The organism is Butyricimonas paravirosa (assembly GCF_032878955.1).
Classification (GTDB): Bacteria; Bacteroidota; Bacteroidia; order Bacteroidales; family Marinifilaceae; genus Butyricimonas; species Butyricimonas paravirosa.
On the sequence record NZ_CP043839.1, the window covers coordinates 4,100,897 to 4,118,969 of the forward strand.

Annotated in this window: 11 protein-coding genes; all 11 read left to right on the forward strand. The window is 45.0% G+C overall.

Annotated features, from left to right (window positions below):
• Positions 1-30: 30 nt before the first annotated feature.
• The 11 genes from F1644_RS16670 to F1644_RS16720 all read left to right on the forward strand — a co-directional run bounded on the left by F1644_RS16670 (position 31) and on the right by F1644_RS16720 (position 18,066).
• Positions 31-1,194 carry a FecR family protein gene (locus F1644_RS16670; RefSeq protein ID WP_118305297.1) on the forward strand — a complete coding sequence of 388 codons (1,164 nt, stop codon included), beginning with the start codon at positions 31-33 and terminating at the stop codon, positions 1,192-1,194.
• 106 nt (positions 1,195-1,300) lie between these two features.
• Positions 1,301-4,876, forward strand: a complete 3,576-nt coding sequence (locus tag F1644_RS16675) for a SusC/RagA family TonB-linked outer membrane protein (RefSeq protein ID WP_118305298.1) — start codon at positions 1,301-1,303, stop codon at positions 4,874-4,876.
• Positions 4,877-4,885: 9 nt separating this feature from the next.
• On the forward strand, positions 4,886-5,917 hold the full coding sequence (locus F1644_RS16680) for a TlpA disulfide reductase family protein (RefSeq protein ID WP_118305299.1): 1,032 nt from the start codon (positions 4,886-4,888) through the stop codon (positions 5,915-5,917).
• A gap of 18 nt (positions 5,918-5,935) precedes the next feature.
• Positions 5,936-7,519 carry a RagB/SusD family nutrient uptake outer membrane protein gene (locus F1644_RS16685; protein ID WP_118305300.1) on the forward strand — a complete coding sequence of 528 codons (1,584 nt, stop codon included), beginning with the start codon at positions 5,936-5,938 and terminating at the stop codon, positions 7,517-7,519.
• 14 nt (positions 7,520-7,533) lie between these two features.
• Positions 7,534-8,430: a hypothetical protein gene (locus F1644_RS16690; RefSeq protein WP_118305301.1), complete on the forward strand. Its 897-nt coding sequence runs from the start codon at positions 7,534-7,536 to the stop codon at positions 8,428-8,430.
• A complete protein-coding gene (locus F1644_RS16695; RefSeq protein ID WP_118305302.1) occupies positions 8,423-9,475 on the forward strand; it encodes a TlpA disulfide reductase family protein in 1,053 nt (350 codons plus the stop codon). Before F1644_RS16690 ends, F1644_RS16695 begins: the two co-directional genes overlap by 8 nt.
• Positions 9,476-9,489: 14 nt before the next feature.
• A complete protein-coding gene (locus F1644_RS16700; protein ID WP_158572025.1) occupies positions 9,490-10,659 on the forward strand; it encodes a TlpA disulfide reductase family protein in 1,170 nt (389 codons plus the stop codon).
• Between the two features lie 3 nt (positions 10,660-10,662).
• Complete coding sequence (locus tag F1644_RS16705) at positions 10,663-11,712, forward strand: thioredoxin family protein (protein WP_118305304.1); 1,050 nt, start codon at positions 10,663-10,665, stop codon at positions 11,710-11,712.
• A 509-nt stretch (positions 11,713-12,221) separates the two neighbouring features.
• Positions 12,222-12,782 (forward strand): RNA polymerase sigma factor, encoded by a 561-nt coding sequence (locus F1644_RS16710; RefSeq protein WP_168044144.1) that lies wholly within the window; start codon positions 12,222-12,224, stop codon positions 12,780-12,782.
• 476 nt (positions 12,783-13,258) lie between these two features.
• Positions 13,259-14,413 carry a FecR domain-containing protein gene (locus tag F1644_RS16715; protein WP_118305306.1) on the forward strand — a complete coding sequence of 385 codons (1,155 nt, stop codon included), beginning with the start codon at positions 13,259-13,261 and terminating at the stop codon, positions 14,411-14,413.
• A gap of 143 nt (positions 14,414-14,556) precedes the next feature.
• Entirely contained in the window at positions 14,557-18,066 is a 3,510-nt protein-coding gene (locus tag F1644_RS16720; RefSeq protein ID WP_158572024.1) for a SusC/RagA family TonB-linked outer membrane protein, read from the forward strand.
• Positions 18,067-18,073: the final 7 nt, after the last annotated feature.

The following is an 18,073-nucleotide window of genomic DNA, read 5'->3' on the forward strand; positions in this document are numbered from 1 at the left end:
CAGTTGTTCTAGGAATATAAACGAATAGATATGACTAGAAAATATATTCGAATAGCGGAATTGATCTATAAGGATAAAATCGGGGAACTTACCGGGCAGGAGAAGCAAGAACTGCTTGCTTGGTTGGAGGAATCTGATTTTAATAGGCAGATATTCGATGAATTAGCAAAAGGAAGTTCATTAAGTCGGAGTTATGCTGAATACCGAAATGTACATCGGGAACAGGTGTGGAATAAAATTGAAAAACAGATAGCTCCGCAAAGGTCTCGGTTGTCGTTGCGATGGATCGGGTATGCGGCATCCGTGATGATATTGGTGGTGGCGGGATGGTTTGCCTTCCAAATGTCGGATAATAAGGATTCGGTACAAGAAGGTAAAAAAGTAGCCCGGATTACACCGGGGACACAAAAGGCGATATTACATTTGGATAACGGGGAGCAAGTCGTTTTGGCAGACAATAACACGGTGATTGTTGAAGACAGTCTTTCCGGGAAAATAGAACAAGTGGATAAGACGTTAGTGTATCAAACGGAATCTACCGTGAAGGACGAACGACTTAACGTGTTGGAAATCCCGAATGGGGGTGAATTTCAAGTAACATTAGCTGATGGGTCGAGAGTGTGGTTGAATGCGGGGACTAGATTGACTTACCCGATTGCTTTTGTAGGAAAAGAACGGCGGGTACGTTTGGATGGTGAAGGTTATTTTGAAGTTGAGCGGGATGAGAGCAAGCCTTTCATCGTGGAAATAAATGGAATGGAGGTGAAAGTGCTGGGGACATCCTTTAATTTGAGGTCTTTTGCTGCAGACAATCGTTCGACGGCAACTTTGGTGAGTGGTAAAATTGAGGTGAAAACTCCCACGCAACGTATTGAACTTTTACCGAATCAACAAGCGGATTTATTGGTAGGGGAAAACAAACTTGCTGTGCGTGAAGTTGATGCAGTTGCTTACAGTGCTTGGACGAAAGGAAGGTTTGTGTTTCGTCGGGAACGTTTAGAGACGATACTGGATGATGTGTCTCGTTGGTATAACGTGACGGTATTTTATGAACAAAGTCGGGTGAAGGATATACTTTTCTCCGGAATCGTGGAGCGATATGCAGATATATCCGAAACGTTGGAAATGTTAGAAAAGACTGGGAAAGTGAATTTTATAGTAGATGAACAGAAAATTATAGTGCGAGCCAAATAAAAAAACAGGAAAGTGCTCCAACACTTCCCTGCTTAAAGTTTCATTATTGGTAGTTTGCTCCAACAAACTAGCAATAGAGTTTAACCTTAAAGAATTAAACAAAACTATGAAAAAAAAACGAGAATTTGACTTTCTCAAGAGGGGAAAGTTGCAAATTAGTTTGTTAAAGATGAAAGTGACAGTATTACTACTTTTAGTGTGTGTCTTGCAAAGTATGGCAGGAGCGTATTCCCAGACGGCGAAATACGATATTTCGATGACAGGTGGGAAGTTGGAAAATGTATTCAAGTTGATTGAACAGAAAGGAGAATATACTTTCTTGTATTCAATTGAAGACGTGGACCAGATTTCTTCTGTAAACGTGAATGTGAAACAAGCGGATTTGAAAGAGGTACTGGATATTTGCTTGGCGAATACAAAATTGACTTACGAGATCAATGGTCGTTTGGTAATTATTCGGGTGAAGGATGAGAATCCTGAAAATAAAATGGTCGTGATTAAAGGAGTGGTGAAAGATAAAAAAGGAGAGCCATTACCGGGGGTAACTGTTGTCGGGAAGGGAACGGCTATTGGCGTGGCTACTGCGAATAATGGTGATTTTACGATCACGTTTCCTAAACGGGATTCGATGGTGCTTGTATTTTCGTTCGTGGGTATGAGGACGAAGGAGGTGATGTGGAAGGGAGAGAAGATGTTGAGCGTGGTGATGGAAGAAGAAGTGAACGAAATGGATGAGGTCGTGATTACTGGTTATCAGGTAATTGATCGTCGGAAGTCAACGAGTGCTGTGTCTTCGGTAAAAATGGAGGATATCATGATTCCGGGAGTATCGACGTTGGACAAGATGCTGGAAGGGCAGATCCCTGATTTGATGGTGATGACGAATTCTGGTGAATCGGGTGTTGCCCCGAAAATTAGGATTCGGGGAACTTCGACGTTGATCGGGAATCGGGAACCGTTGTGGGTCATAGATGGTGTGATCGTGCAGGATCCGGTGCAGATTTCGCCGGACGAGTTGAATGATCCGGATTATATAAATCGTATCGGTAATGCTATCTCCGGGTTGAATCCGCAGGATATTGAACGTATCGACGTGTTGAAGGATGCTTCGGCGACGGCTCTTTACGGTACGAAAGCTGCGAATGGAGTGATCGTGATTACCACGAAACGGGGACACGTTGGGGAACCGCAAATTTCTTATCGTGGAACAGCCACGTTGAAGCTAAGGCCTCGTTATTCGGATCGAAATATAGATTTGATGAGTGCCAAGGAGCGATTGAATGTTTCCCGTGAGTTGGCGGAGGCAGGTTATCAGTATGCGACAAGTGTTACTTGGGTCGGGTACGAGAAGTTATTGCGGGAACTGTATAACCGTACGATCACGTACGAGGAGTTCGAGAAACAGGTAGCCTATCTGGGCGAGGAGAACACGGATTGGTTTAAGTTGTTGACAAGGGATGCCTTTTCTTCTTCCCATACGGTGAGCGTGACAGGAGGAACGGAAAAAGTCCGTTATTATTCTTCCGTGGGGGTTAATATCGAGGAGGATGTGGTGAAGCCTAATCTTGACCGTCGCTACACGGGGACATTGAATTTGGATATGAATTTCACACCTTGGTTAGCGGCTTCGTTCAATGTGAATGCGAACACGTCAAAACGGAAATATTATCAAGAGGAGATTTCTCCGATTAATTATGCTTATAATACAAGTCGGGCGATTCCGGCTTACACGGAAGAGGGGAAGTATAGTTTTTATTTGATTCCGAGTGGTTTTTCTTACTATGACTACAATATACTTAACGAGTTGGAGAATAGTAGTAAGCGGCAGGAGGGTTCTTCTGTTACTTTCCGGGCGAATCTGAATGTGAAGCCTTGGGAATGGTTGAAAATTTCAACGATCTTATCTTATTCGGTGGCAAATACGGATATCGAGGGATACTGGGGATCGAAGACTTATCATGCTGCTCTAATTCGAAGAAGCGCCGATGAGGCGGGAGCGGATGAAAGTTCCGGAATGCCGAGAGGGGGAGAGTTGACGGTGGATAAATCTCGTAACAAGTCATACATGTTCCGGTTGCAGGCAGATTTGAATCGGTACTGGGGTATTGATCAGCAACATAATGTAAATGCGTCGGTGGGTATGGAAACAAATTCCACGAAATATGATGCGTACAAAAATATTACCCGGGGATATGATCCGGAGCGCGGAAAACAGTTTATCGTGGTTGATCCCACAGTGTACACCTCCTATGCGAATTGGATGTCGGAGAATGTGCCGGTGGTGACGGATAATTTGAGTAATATGTTGTCGTGGTACGGTAGTGTTTCCTATAGTTATGGGAATTGGTTTACCGTGAATGCCAATGTGCGGTATGATGGTTCGAACCAGTTTGGAGAGAGAAGTAATGATAAACTTTTACCGATATGGTCGGCTTCGTTTAATTATAACGTGATGGAGCATTTTAAAGGGGAACAGGATTGGTTTGATGATTTGCGGTTGAAAATGTCCTATGGGTATCAAGGGAATATGCTGGACGGGCAGTCGCCTGTGGCGATTATTTCGAAAAAACCGTATAATGATCATTACGGGGAGTATGTTTCGTCGATCACTACTTATCCGAATCCAGATTTGAAGTGGGAAAAGACGGGTTCATTGAATGTGGGAGTGGAATTTTCCATGTTTCAGCGTCGGTTGATGGTCGTAGCCTCGTATTATCGGAAAAAAACAAAAGATGCTTATTTGAACAAGGAAATTTCGGGAGTGAATGGTATGACTTCTTACGTGGTGAACGGGGGCGAGATCGTGAATAGCGGGTATGATTTTGCACTCACTCTGAACCCGATTCGGAAGGAAGATTTGCGTTGGTACGTGTCAACATCGTTTACCCACACGAATAATGAGGTAAATTCGTTACCTGGGGCAGATCAGTTCGAACGTACGAATTTTCTGAATGGGACTGCCGTGGTGAAGGGTAAGTCTGTGAGTTCGTTCTACTCTTATAAGTTCACGGGATTAGATTCAAAGGGATTGCCAATGTTTGATGATATGGAAGATGAGCAGGAGTCTCTTTATGGAAAGTCAAAATATGAGGTGTTTACTCAGGTGTTAGAGGAATCGGGTAGAAGGGAGCCGATTATATTCGGGGGATTGAACACGACGGTGAATTATAAACGATGGCGTTTGAATGCGGCATTCTCTTATAGCTTGGGGGCAAAGACACGTTTGTTTAAGTTGTACACGGATAATGGAGCTAGGGTACGTCCGGAGAGTAATTTGAATAGAACTTTTCTGAAACGCTGGCAGCATCCGGGGGATGAAAAATATACAAATATTCCTGCATTTATGATAGATGGCGGCTCATCTTCTAGCTTGAGCCACTGGTCCGGTTTTACCTCTGGGCAAGTTCCTCTAATTGCAGACACGAAGTGGGAGATGTATAATTATAGTAATCTCCGGGTGGTGAGTGCTGATTATTTGAAATGTACCAATCTGGGATTGACTTACTCGTTTGATGCTGAACGGTGGGGCATTTCATTGTTGGAAGTTTCCGCCTCTGTGAGTAATCCTTTTATCGTGACGAATAGTAAGCTGAAGGGACAGACGCCCGTGCAGAGCGGTTTCACGGAAGTGCAACTTTCGGAGCGACCGACGTTTACTTTTGGATTGAATGTAACTTTTTAAATCGTGGAGATGATGAAATATATGTATATTCTTTTAATCGTCCTTTTTGTCGGGGCGTGTAATCAGGTCGAGAAGTATTCCATTTCAGGGACTTGGAAAGGGGCTGACGGACAGATCGTTTGTTTGTTGGAAGGTTGGGGTGAAGATGCCCGAGTGGTTGATAGCGCTATTGTTCGAGATGGTAAATTTCACATGGGTAAGGAATTCACGGGGGAGAAAAGATTGACGCTTTCCATGGGATCAGGAACAGAAACTATTTTACTGGATCGGGAGCCGATAGTGGTTGATATTGTCGGATTTTTGGGAGATGAAAACGTGCAGAATTCTTGCACGGTGAAGGGCAGTCCCGAACAAGCGGTGATGAAACGGGCTGGAGACTTGCAATTTACTCGTACTTTTGCCGTGATGTTCGGTTATGCGATGGATCAAAAAGATGTGTCGTTGGAAGCGTTTATCGATTCTAATTTAAACCGGATGTCAATTGCTTATTTCATGGAGGATTTGCTTTTGTCGAAATACCCGTTCGAGGAGATTGCGAAGGATTATGAGCGTTTGACACCGGAGGTGAAAGCTTCTGCTGCGGGGAAATCGTTGAAAGGCCATATTGATTACATGAGACCGACACGAGTGGGAGGAATTGCCCCGGATATAGATTTGACTACGCCGGAAGAGAAACACGTTTCGTTATACTCGTTGCGGGGGAAGTACGTGTTGTTGGATTTTTGGGCATCGTGGTGCGGCCCCTGCCGGAAGGAAGTCCCGAACTTGAAAGCGATTTACGAGCGATTCCGGGATAAGGGATTCGAGGTTTATAGCGTGTCGTTGGATGATAAGCGTGATGCTTGGATGAAGGCTATTGCTGAATTGGAATTGCCTTGGGTACACGTGTCTTCCTTGAAGGGGTGGGATTGTCCGGTGGCGAAACGTTACGGTGTGACGAGTGTTCCGAAAATGTATTTGTTGAACCCGAAAGGGGAAATTATTGCGATGGATTTGCGGGGTGAGGAGTTGGAGCAAAAAGTGGCTTCTTTTTTTAATTAACATGATAATGCAGGCAATATGAAAAATTTATACTTGATTATTTGTTTCTTGGCTTTGTGTGGGTGCTCGGGTTTCTTGGAGGAGTACTCACAGGATAAGTCCTATATCAAGGGGTATGATGATTTGGACGAGATTTTACTGGGAAATGCTTATTTCGAAAGGTTTTACGTGACTAACGGTTGGCAATTTTCGGGTATTGCGGGAGAAGCTAATTTGGCTTGCTTACACGTGATGTCGGACGAATTGGCACAGCAGACCAAGGGAGACTCTTGGGTGGACGAAGGGGCGTGCGGTACAAGCTTCGGGTATCATACCTGGCAATACCGGGTGTACGAGAATTTGGAAGGGAAGACCGCGTGGGATGATGCGGCTGATTTCCGTCACTTGTATGCTCATATAAATGCTTGTAATATTATTTTGGATGAGGTTAAGGCGTATGAGAACGTGACCGAAGAAGAGGATGTGCAAAACGTAAGTAGAATTAAGGGGGAGAGTTATTTTCTGCGGGGTAGTTGCTATTTCTTCTTGGTGAATCTTTACGGGAAGCCTTATGCCAAAGCTACGGCGGGGAATGATCCGGCAGTGCCGATAAAATTGTCGAATAACGTGGAAGATAAATATTATCAAAGAAGTTCCGTTGCTGAAGTCTATAAGCAGGTGGTTGCGGATTTGTTAGAGGCGGAAAAGTATTTGAAGGATGTGCCGAAGAAATCGGTGTGGCGGGCGGATATTGTGGCAACGAGATTGATGTTGAGTCGTGTGTACCTGTATATGTGTGATTACGAGAATGCGGCTAAATATGCAAAATTGGTGACGGAAGAAGGACCGCGCTTGACGGATTTGAACGGGTATAGTAATTCACAGTTTTTGTATCCCGGTTTATCGGAGTTGATATTTTCTACCGGATCGACTTCTTTACCGGGGGCACTTTCTTTTTATGCTAGCTCGGAAACTTCAATTTCTACTTATGTTTCGAATCAAGATATGCGTGTTTCCGATGAATTGTATTTGGCTTACAAACCGGAGGAAGCAAAAGACTTGCGTTTGGAACATTTCATTGTTTCTTCCGATGACTTGGGATTGTTGTATAAAAAGATGTATGGGGCGGCGTGGGTGACTCCTGAGATGTCGGATGTATTCGTGCTACGGACGTCTGAGGCTTATTTGAATCTGGCAGAAGCGGCCGCTTGTGGGGAGGATGAAGTGACAGCCCGAAAGGCATTGAATGACTTGCGGGAGAGAAGAATTAAGCGGGAAGCTTTTGACAAAGCAGAGGTAAATGCCCTTTCAGGAGAAGAGTTAGTGCGCTTTATTCGGGAAGAACGTCGGCGAGAACTTTGTCTAGAAGGACATCGTTGGTTTGACCTGAGACGTTACAAGGTGGCTGAGAAATACCCGCAAGAGACGACGGTTAATCATATTGTTGAGAATAGAGTGTATAATGAATCAACGAGAAAGTATGAAACGATTTGGAAGCGTCGGTTTACTTTGGCCCCGGAGGATCCGGCTTGGGTGTTGCCCTTGCCTAAAGTGGAATTGGACAGGAATACGGGGATGATTGATAATCCCCGTAACGAGAGGAGAGGTGAAGATGTTGAATAATTAAAATTAAAGAGATGAAATATATAATAGGATTGCTGATAATAGCCGGTTTATGGGCTTGTACTAAAGAGGATTGGCCGGATAATAGTCGACCGGAGGTGAATCCGTTTGCAGTGCCTGCGGATGCCACGGGAGAGGAGGCGGAGTTGCGAAGAGGCTTTTTTGACCGGACGGGTATGTATTTATTGTTTTCGGATACATTGGTTGCACAAGAGGTAAATGCTGTGTCCGCTAAGAAGGAGAAGGTGTATATCAAGGTTCATTTGGAGTGGAATATGGTTTCAACCAATCAAGGCATAGATTCTTTTATTTGTTATCCCTACAAAACCTTGGCGGAGAAGAAGATGTTGACAGAGTTTGTCGAGCGGGAGGTATTAACAAGCGTACCTGTACTGTTTTATCCTTATTCGATCATGTTGCTGGATCGTTTGGTTTATTTCCAATATAATTATTATGGAGGATATGAAGATCCGGTGGAATATTCTTTCTATGCCGGGATGCAGTCGACCGTCATTACCGTGAGCAACTTGTCTGCATTTACGGCAGGAGAGAAAGAGAAATTGAAGACCAATTTAGTGGGAAATCTGATCAGCAGTAATATTTCTGTTATCCCGGAGGCCGATTGGGCGGATTTTTACACTTATAGCGATGAATATTATAAACTATCGTCCCAGTATGTAGTCCCTTATCCCATCGAGGCGTGCGGGTATTTGCCTACTTATGCTGATGCCGGATGGGGTGGACCGGATTTCCACACGAAAGAGTATGACGTGAAAGCTTACGTGGAGGAGATTTTTAAATTGTCGGAATCCGAGTTCCGGGAAACTTATGCGGAATACCCCATTATTATCGATAAGATGGAGGAGATGGTGAAGGTTTTACGTAAACATGGAGTGAAAGTGTATGAATAAGATAGGATTGATTTTGTTGTTTTTAATTTTCTTGTGTACTGGAATCAGTGCACAAGAAAAAGAATTCGTGATTCGGGGGCAGATCCCCGGCATGAGGGATAGTATCGCAGTTTCGTTGTTGACGGCAGAAGAGTTGCCTACGAATACGATTTGTGAAACTGTCGTGAAAGACGGCCGTTTTGAGTTGAGGGGACGGGTAAAGGGACCGATATTATGCACGTTGATAACCACTAACATCGCGAGTCTTGCGGAGGGAGAGGAGATTCGATGGACGTACACGCCCGTTTTCGCGGATAACGTGGAGATGTGCGTGCAGGCATCTCATTATGATAGTATTCCTCTCGATGCCCCGATCACGTCTGATTTTAAGATTACCGGGGGACGGGTGCAGGCGGATTTTAACGCATACAATTTGTGGAAGTTGCAGGGGAAGGGGGATAAGGATTTTATTCTTACGCATCCCTCTTCGGTGATTTCGGTTTACTTGGCGAATAAGATGTTGCGAATGGGCTATAATTTGACGCGGGAAGAGGTGGAGGAGTTGGAAAGGGCGATCACGGAGGTTCCGGATGACCCGGAACGACTAGCCGTGTTCCGTCGGAATTGTGCGTTGGCGAAGGTGACGGCGAAAGGCTACCCGATAGTAAACTTGGCGTTGAATGACATGAACGGGAATGCGTGCGGGTTGTCGGAAATTATTCCCACGGGGAAATACGTGCTGGTGGATTTTTGGTCAACGTGGTGTGGCCCGTGCATGGCGGCGATCCCCGGTATCAAGGAGTTGGCGGAACGTTTCCCGGAAGAACTCGTGGTAATAGGAATTTCATGCGATACGGATTTGAAAGCTTGGAAAGCTGCTATCGAGAAGAAGCAAGCGACGTGGGCACAGTACGTGTTCACGAAACAGGGGTACAAGGATTTTTTGGAAAAGTATCAGGTTGGTGGTGTTCCCTATTTTTTGATATTGGATAAGGAAGGACGGGTGATTTCGAACCCCAAGTACGTGGAGGAGATTAAGCAAAAGGTAGAGAGTTTGTGTAAATAATGGGATATTGTAAGATGAAAAGTTTGTTGTTGTATGTAGCATTTGTTATGTGCCTGGTGAATTGGGGATGTGGTCATCGGGAGGTGAAGGAGGAGAAGTTTGTGATCGAGGGAGAAGTGGAGAATTGTAATACATTTATGAAAGTAGCGGTAGTTGATATTGAGAAGGGAAAAGAGCGTGAGATTGCCTCAACCATAGTATCGAATGGTACGTTTCGATTGGAAGGGAAGGTGGAAGGATACGTGATGGGAGAATTGCGTTTTCGCAAGGGTACGGCTGACTTTGTTAAGGTAAAGGTCATGCTGGAGAATGCAAATTATCAAGTGAAGATGGCTTCCCCGGAAGAGGTGCAAAAAACAAATGATGTTTTTCAACGTCGACAGATGGTGAGCGTGAAAGGGACCAAGGGACAGGAGGAGTTGAGCGAGTACGAGAATGAGACTCTGGATGCGGAGCGGAATCTAGATAATAAATTGAAGGCTTCAGCTTTTTCCTGGGTGGGGAATTTGCCGGAGGATTCCGTGAAGAAGTCTAACGAGGAAATTCGTGTGCTTAGGGCAAAACTTCAAGGTATTTCGGAGAGTTTTATCAAGCGGCATCCGAATTATTTCGTGTCGGCTTATTGGGTGGAAAAGGAACTTAATACTTTTTTCCAATACACGGCAGAGGAACAACAAGCGAGATTACGGTTGGTCGAGAATAACCCGGACACGGCTCGGGTGAACCGGATGAAACGCGTGTTACCCGGGATGTTGAAGTATGCTCGTTTGTGTGATTATACAGATTTCGAAGTGGAGAACGTAAAGGGGGACACGGTGAGATTGTCAGGATTGATGGCCAAGAATGGATATGTTTTAATCGATTTCTGGGCTTCGTGGTGCGGGCCTTGCCGGAAGGCTATCCCGCACGTGCGGGAATTGTACCGGAAATACCCCAAAGAGTTGCAGGTGTTTAGCGTGTCGTTGGATGAAAAACCGGAAGAGTGGAAAAAAGCTATGGCAGAGGAGAAAATGGAGTGGATGCAATTGCGGTGCGCGGGAGAGATGTTGCGGGATGTGGCCATGGGCTATCGACTCTCCTCGATCCCGTATTTGGTTTTACTTAATTCGGAGGGCAAAGTCATGTGTGCCACGAATTCAGTAGATGATGTTATAAATCAGTTGGAAAGTGCATTAAAAAATTGAATTATGAATAAGATTGTATTGAGTGTGTTGATTTTTCTGTTCTCGATGAACGGATTTGCCCAAGATGGGGTGAAATTTATGGAGGGAAATTTTCAGGAGGCGTTAAATGTTGCGAGACAACAAAAGAAAATGGTATTCGTAGACGTTTACACCTCTTGGTGCGGACCTTGTCGTTGGATGAGTGAAGAAGTTTTGCAGACACCGGAGGCCGCAACGTATTTTGATAAACATTTCGTGTGCTTTAAAATTGATGCGGAGAAAGGGGATGGCGTGGAGTTTGCTAAAAAATATGACGTTCATGCTTATCCTACCTTTTTGATGTTTTTACCGGACGGCACGTTGCAACATAAAGTCGTGGGGGCAGATACTCTAAAACTTTTTATACCGCGAGTGGAACGGGGGCTAAAAGAGAGAACATCATGGAAATATCTAATGGAGAAATACGTGAAAGGAACTCTTCAAAAAAGAGAGATTCCGGTAGCAATTCAAGTGTTCGAGGAGGCTCACATGAAGAAAGAAGTGAAAGGGGTGACCGATTCGCTTTTTCAGCTATTGTCTCCCAACGAGAAATTGAATGGGCGTTATTGGGTGGTTTACGAGCAATTGAAGTATGAAGATTTGTTTACTCCCCGTTTTAAGTTTTTAGTGCAAAATAGAACTGAAATTGCAGGAAAAGGACGAGTGGCTGAATCTTTCGAGATCATTCGTACCATGTTGTTCGATCATTTAATTAATAATACCACGGGACGGATCACGAGTAAACAAAATCCTTGGAATTGCGGGGAAGCGAACGAGATGCCTTATATGCGTTCGTTAATCGAGATGTCGGATTTACCGGACAAGGCTTTTTTCTTGGCTTGGTGTGATGTCGCCTCTGCATGTTATTTCGGTCAGGCGGGTCAGGTAAAGAAATCTATAAATAAAATTGCTACTTTCCCGGAAGCGGAACAATATGGACGTACTTTTGTTTGGGCATATAAGCATTATTTCCCGGAAGAAGAAGATCGGTTGGAAAGTTTGAGAGAGGTCTGGAATTTGAAAGAAAATGAATAGAAGAATTAGTCTCTGTATCAAAAGGAGTGCTGATCATTTTTGAAAGGAGGAGGTTGTCTCAAAATGAATTTTTGAGTTCAGCCTCTTTTTTATGGACCATGCCTAATGAAAATATTTCTGTTTCAGTTTATTGGGCGTTCTATAAAATGTAACTGATTTATCTGTTATAATAAATGTATTTTAGAGGTAATAGAAAATATATAACTACTAAAATTTAATATCTTAATTCCAATTTTTATTAGCGTTGAATAGGAGATGGTATATTAAAAGTATGAAATATATAACTAATACATTTGAATTATTGAGAGGAATACCCGATAAAGAGGGGGTGAATTTTTCTAGAATTTGAGAATACAATTTAGCTCTGTTTTTCAGGAAAAGTGATCGGCCTTTTGGAAAATGAAGAAATCTTGTCTATTTTTGAGTTTAGATAAAAAAGCAATAATACTCAATACGTGCGAGGGAAACAGGGACATACGATTCATTTTTCTGGAGGAAAAGTTTTCTCGGTGGATGAGTTATACGATCGTTTTTACGATGAATTGGTTTTGTGGGCTGATACGATATTGAATGATATGGGGGAGGCGGAAGATTTAGTGCAGGACTTTTTCGTGCGGCTATGGGAGAAGAAGTTGAACGAGAATCTGGAGGGGGAACGGGTACGGTCGTACTTGTATGTTTCCGTGCGGAATATGGCTATCCGAAAGGTGAAGGATCAGAGTCGGATGCGGCGTATTCCGGATATATCGGTTGTGGAAAGGGTGTGGGAGGATGAGGAGGTGACGCACGAAGACATGATAGATCAGGTGTTGAAAGCGCTTGACGTGTTACCGCCTAGAAGCCGGGAGGTGTTGGAATGCGTGCATTTGAAAAATATGAAATATGCCGAGGTGGCGGAATTACTGGGAATTTCAGTGGCCACGGTAAAAACGTTATTGGTGCGTAGTCTGAAAACGTTGAGGGGGATTGTTTCTGATACGGCTTTTTTGTTGTACGTGCTTGTTTATAGCGAAGATCATAGGAGGTCTCGATCGTTTGGAAAATCTTGTCATAAATCTCCGAAACTTTAGGTTCCGAGAAGATGAGGGCAAACGTTCAAATCTAGGAATATTTAATAAAAAGTTTATTTAAATAAATGTAAAACAGTGTTATTAAAATGCTATGACATTGTTATCATATTGTGAGCCGCTCCCATTCCGCTCCCATTCCGGCCCTATTCCTGTCCTATTGAAATAGTAAAATATTAGGTTATAATAGTAATTGTTAATGATTGGATAAGTCTATTATAATAGTTTGATCACAGAATAATAGTTCTAACTGTTAGGTGTTTTATTGAAATTTTTATTTTACAGGGACAAATTCTAGCTTACTTGGGCTACTTGCTAATAAGGGTGTTCGTAAAGGTAGCGATTTTAGTTGTATCTTCAATACGCTCTCGACGAGGAGAAAAATCAATCATCACGATAATTTTTGAAAATATTTTCATTTTCTTGTCAACCGTTTTGCTTGTTGATGTCTATTATATATGAATATTGAGTAGAATAATATGAATCAAGAAGAACGGGATATACGATTACTTGAATACTGGCAGGGCGAGTCTCTCTCTCCGGAGGAGGTGCGGGAAGTGGAGAATTGGTTAGGCGAGAAGGTGGAGAATCGTCGGTATTTCGAGGATTTGCAACGAGAGTTTCTGCGTCAGCGTTGGGTGATGCGGGAAAGGTTGGTTAGCCGGAAGGGGGAACGCCGTTTCCGACAGGTGGCAAGGAAAAGGGCGATGCTCCGGCGAGCCGTGGCGGTTGCTGCTTGCGTGAGTGCTTTGCTCTTGGCCGGGGGCGGGTATTACTGGTGGACAGGAGGGGTGAGGGATGTGCCATTGGCAGAAAGCGGGGTGATCCATCACGGTTCTTCCAAGGCACGGTTGTTTCTTTCGACGGGGGACGTGGTGGAGTTGGGAAAGGAACGGAAGTCGTTGCGGGAGCAACAGGCAGTTGCTATTGACGTGGAACAGGAAGGGATGGTGGCTTACCGGGATTCGGTGGCTGCGGAAGAGACGGGGAATGTGGTGTATAACAAGCTGGTGGTAAATCGAGGAGGAGAGTACCGGATCGTGTTGGCAGACGGGTCCGAGGTATGGGTAAATTCCGAGAGCGAGTTGGTGTACCCGGTGCGTTTTGCGGGGGAGAAGAGAGTGGTGCGGTTGAAGGGAGAGGCTTATTTCAAGGTGCAGGCAGATGCGGACCACCCGTTTGTCGTGGAGGCGAACGGGGTAGAAGTGGCGGCTGTCGGTACGGAATTCAACGTAAATTCCCGGAAGGAGAAGGTCGTGGAGTCCGTGTTGGTGAAGGGACGAGTGGAAGTGGAGAACGGGACCCGGCAGGTGATGTTGACGCCGAATCAACTGGTCGTTTGTGACGTGGAGACGAGCGGGATTGTGGTAAAAGAGGTTGATGTCAGAAAGTACATCGATTGGAAAAACGGGGATTTTGTTTTTAGTGACGACCGCTTGGAGGACGTGATGAACAAGTTGGCTTTATGGTATGATTGTGACGTGGTTTATGCTGATGCAGAATTGAAGGAAATCCGTTTGTCCGGTGATATGAAACGCTATGGTGAGGTGGAAGAGTTCCTGCATTTCCTGAAGATAAGCACGGGGGCGCATTTTAGCGTGAAAAATAAAACGATTGTAGTGAGCATAAAATAAAAACGGAAAAACTGGCAGGTCTTTCCGTCTTGTAGTGAACGCCAGTTGGCTCTGGCTAATAATAATCTATTATCGACAAAGTTATGAAAAAAAGTGGAGAATGTAAAGGAAATTTACGCTCGGCTCAAAAAATCTTTAGAGTGATGAAAATGATGTGTTTTCTAATGTTCGTGTTGCTGGTACAGGTTCGGGGGGACGTGGTTGCCCAGAATCAGGTAGTCAGCGTGGACATGAAAAATTGTAGTGTGGAAGAATTTCTTCGGGAGATTAAGGAGCAAACGGGTATTCGTTTTATGTACAAGAGTGAGTACGTGGAGGCAATTCCTCGTTTTGATGTTCATGCCAAGGAACGGCAGGTGCTGGCCTTGCTGGATGAAGTTTTTGCGGGGAAGGGAATTAAGTGTCTGTATGATAATGGCGTGATCGTGTTGACAAAAGTGCAACAACAGAAAGGGCCGGAAGAGGTGGTGATCAAGGGTGTCGTGAAGGACGAGAGGGAGCAACCGTTGCCGGGAGTGACCGTTTTGATCAAGGGAACGACGATTGGGGTGGCGACGGATTCGAAAGGGGAGTTTTCACTGACAACCGTGAAACAGGATTCCCTGACACTGCTGTTTTCGTTCATCGGGATGAAGAGCCGGGAGGTGAAGTGGACAGGACAGAAGATGCTGCACGTGGTATTGCAGGATGATTCTCATGATATGGAAGAAGTGGTGGTGACGGGTTACCAGACGATTAGTCGGAGGGAATCGGCAAGTGCCATTTCTACAGTAAAGGCTAAGGATATTATGGTACAGGGAGTCGGGTCGATTGACCAGATGTTGCAGGGGCGTATTCCCGGAATGATGGTGTTGAACACTTCCGGGGAACCGAGTGCGACCCCGAAGATCAGAATCCGGGGAAATGCCACGATCAATGGGAATAAGTCTCCGGTTTGGGTGGTTGACGGGGTGATTCTGGAACAGGACGTGCCGTTCACAGCCTCAGATATAAATAGCGAGGATGCCGAATATTTGATCGGTAATGCCATTGCAGGTTTGAATCCGCAGGACATCGAGACGATCACGGTGTTGAAGGATGCTTCGGCAACGGCTATCTACGGGGTGAAGGCGGCCAATGGGGTGATCGTGATCACGACGAAGAAAGGCGTGGTAGGTCGTCCGGTGATCTCGTATAATGGGAATTTGACACTGAATACTCGACCTTCCTATAAGGATTATCACCGGATGAATTCACAGGAACGAGTGCTTTTCTCCCGTCAGTTGATAGAGTCTAATATGAATTTTGGGCGTGTACCCACGGGAGAAACGTACGAGGCAGCTTACGAGCAATTGATGAGCAAGCAAATCTCACAGGCGGAGTTCGAGCAAAAGGTGGAGACGTTGCAGAGAAGGAACACGGATTGGTTTGACCTGTTATTCCGATCAGATGTCACGCATACTCACGCATTGAATGTCAGCGGGGGTACGGAGGCCGTGAAATACTACGTGTCCGCAGGGTATTCAAATATCGAGGGAGCAGCCCGGGGTTCTGATTCGGAGAAATTCAGTACCTTGGCGAAAGTTGACGTGGAATATAATGAATACTTGGGTTTTACGGCCAAGATTGATTATGCCACGACTTCTAACACGGGGTATTCTTCCGTGGTGAATCCGTTTGATTACGCTTACTCGACGACCCGGACCATGCCGGCTTATAACGAGGATGGTTCGTATTACATGAGTTACCGGGCTGCCGGAAGTACGGGACGGGATTATATCGGGTATAATATTCTGAAAGAGTTGAAGAATACGGGTAAGTCTTCCAAGATGGATGATTTTAACGCTTTGCTGGCTTTGAGGCTAAAGTTGTGGAAAGGGTTGAAGTACGAAGGGACATTCTCGTGGCATACCGGGAACACGAATACGAGGGATTGGGCGACTGCACAATCGTATAAAGTGACTGAAATCCGGGGATACGAGTATGGCGCTTACACGGAGTACGACCCGGAGTTTTCCGATTCAAGGTTACCTTACGGGGGAATGTTGACGCAGGGAAGTACTCGCAAAAGCGGTTACACGTTGCGTAATATGTTGTCTTATTCGCATCTGTTCGGCGTTCACGATGTTTCGGTTTCTGCCGGGACGGAGGCTCGTCGGAACGAGTATAAAGGTGTTTCCACGACGGGATACGGTTGGGTGCCGGAGTTCGGGGAGATGTTCAGTCCGGTGGAGACGTCTAGTTATATCAGCACGTACGGGGGAAATAAGCCGACGAATACAAATTCGTTCACGCAAGTCGCTTCATTCTTCGGGATTGCCAGTTATTGCTATGATAACCGGTACGTGTTCAATGCCAATATTCGTTCGGATGGTTCCAATAAATTTGGTAGTGACCCGAAGTATAGGTGGTTGCCGACTTATTCGTTTGCCGTGAAATGGATTGCCTCGAATGAATCATTTTTGGAAAATGCAAAATGGATTAATAATTTGTCATTCCGGGGTTCTTACGGTATCCAAGGGAATATTCACGAGAGCGCCACTCCTTACCTGATTGTTACGGTGGGGGATCGGGATGGCGTGACCGGGTTACCGATTTCGAAAATTTCAAAATTGCCGAATCCTGATTTGCGTTGGGAGAAGACAAAATCTTGGAATGCGGCTGTCGATTTCGCTTTGTTTGACGGACGGGTAAAGGGAGGATTTGATATTTACCGGAAGAATACTTCCGATTTGATCATGTCGAAACAAGTGGCGGCCTCCACGGGGCAAAACGTGTTGTATTATAATGCGGGAAAAATGGTAAACAAGGGTTTCGAGGGATTTGTGAACTTGGGTTTGGTGAATAACCGGGATTGGGATTGGCGCTTCGGGTTTAATTTCGGGCGTAACGTGAACGAGATCACATTGGCTAATCGGGATGATTTGAGCGAGGCTACCGTGGTGGATCAGATGCTGGCCGGGACGTTGGCCGTGGAAGGACAGCCTATCGGTTCCATGTATGCTTATCGTTTTGCCGGAATAAATCAGGATAATGGTTATCCTTTGTTTTACGCGAAAAACGGGCAAAAGGTGCATCGGGCGTTACGGCAGGATTTGGAGTTAGTGCATTGTGGTTCTATATTCCCGAAACTTTCCGGGGGATTCGACACGCAGGTGACTTTCAAGAAAGTACTTTCTTTATCCTTGAATTTTGCTTATAGTACGGGTAGTGTTTCCCGTCTTCCGAAATTTTACGATTCTTACACGATCGATCCTTTGACGAATCTTTCGGACGAGTGGCTGAAGTGTTGGAAACAGGCGGGGGATAACACGATTTATCCGGCTCCTTATAACTCGACGGATATGAAGAATTACTTGGCCACGGAAACTGGCAGCGTGTATGATATTTCAGAAGGGATTTCCGGGCATTCTGATCCTTACAATTTGTATAATGACTGCGACATCCGGGTGGCGAAGGCCGATTTCCTGAAATTGAAAATGGTGGCGTTGAGTTATAGCGTGCCGCAGAACGTGTTGGATTTCCTACATATTTCCAGTATGCTGGTGCGGTTTCAGGTGACGAATTTGTTCACGATTGCCGATAAGAAATGGAAAGGTCTGGACCCGGAGACGAATGGTGCGAATATCCCGGCCCTTCCGACGTATAGTTTTGGGATAAATGTGTCTTTCTAAAAATAGG

What these genes read in the sequence shown, in the direction of transcription:
- F1644_RS16670 (WP_118305297.1), top strand. Translation starts at nt 31, where the DNA reads ATGACTAGAAAATATATTCGAATAGCGGAATTGATCTATAAGGATAAA.
- F1644_RS16675 (WP_118305298.1), top strand. Translation starts at nt 1,301, where the DNA reads ATGAAAAAAAAACGAGAATTTGACTTTCTCAAGAGGGGAAAGTTGCAA.
- F1644_RS16680 (WP_118305299.1), top strand. Translation starts at nt 4,886, where the DNA reads ATGATGAAATATATGTATATTCTTTTAATCGTCCTTTTTGTCGGGGCG.
- F1644_RS16685 (WP_118305300.1), top strand. Translation starts at nt 5,936, where the DNA reads ATGAAAAATTTATACTTGATTATTTGTTTCTTGGCTTTGTGTGGGTGC.
- F1644_RS16690 (WP_118305301.1), top strand. Translation starts at nt 7,534, where the DNA reads ATGAAATATATAATAGGATTGCTGATAATAGCCGGTTTATGGGCTTGT.
- F1644_RS16695 (WP_118305302.1), top strand. Translation starts at nt 8,423, where the DNA reads ATGAATAAGATAGGATTGATTTTGTTGTTTTTAATTTTCTTGTGTACT.
- F1644_RS16700 (WP_158572025.1), top strand. Translation starts at nt 9,490, where the DNA reads ATGAAAAGTTTGTTGTTGTATGTAGCATTTGTTATGTGCCTGGTGAAT.
- F1644_RS16705 (WP_118305304.1), top strand. Translation starts at nt 10,663, where the DNA reads ATGAATAAGATTGTATTGAGTGTGTTGATTTTTCTGTTCTCGATGAAC.
- F1644_RS16715 (WP_118305306.1), top strand. Translation starts at nt 13,259, where the DNA reads ATGAATCAAGAAGAACGGGATATACGATTACTTGAATACTGGCAGGGC.
- F1644_RS16720 (WP_158572024.1), top strand. Translation starts at nt 14,557, where the DNA reads ATGAAAATGATGTGTTTTCTAATGTTCGTGTTGCTGGTACAGGTTCGG.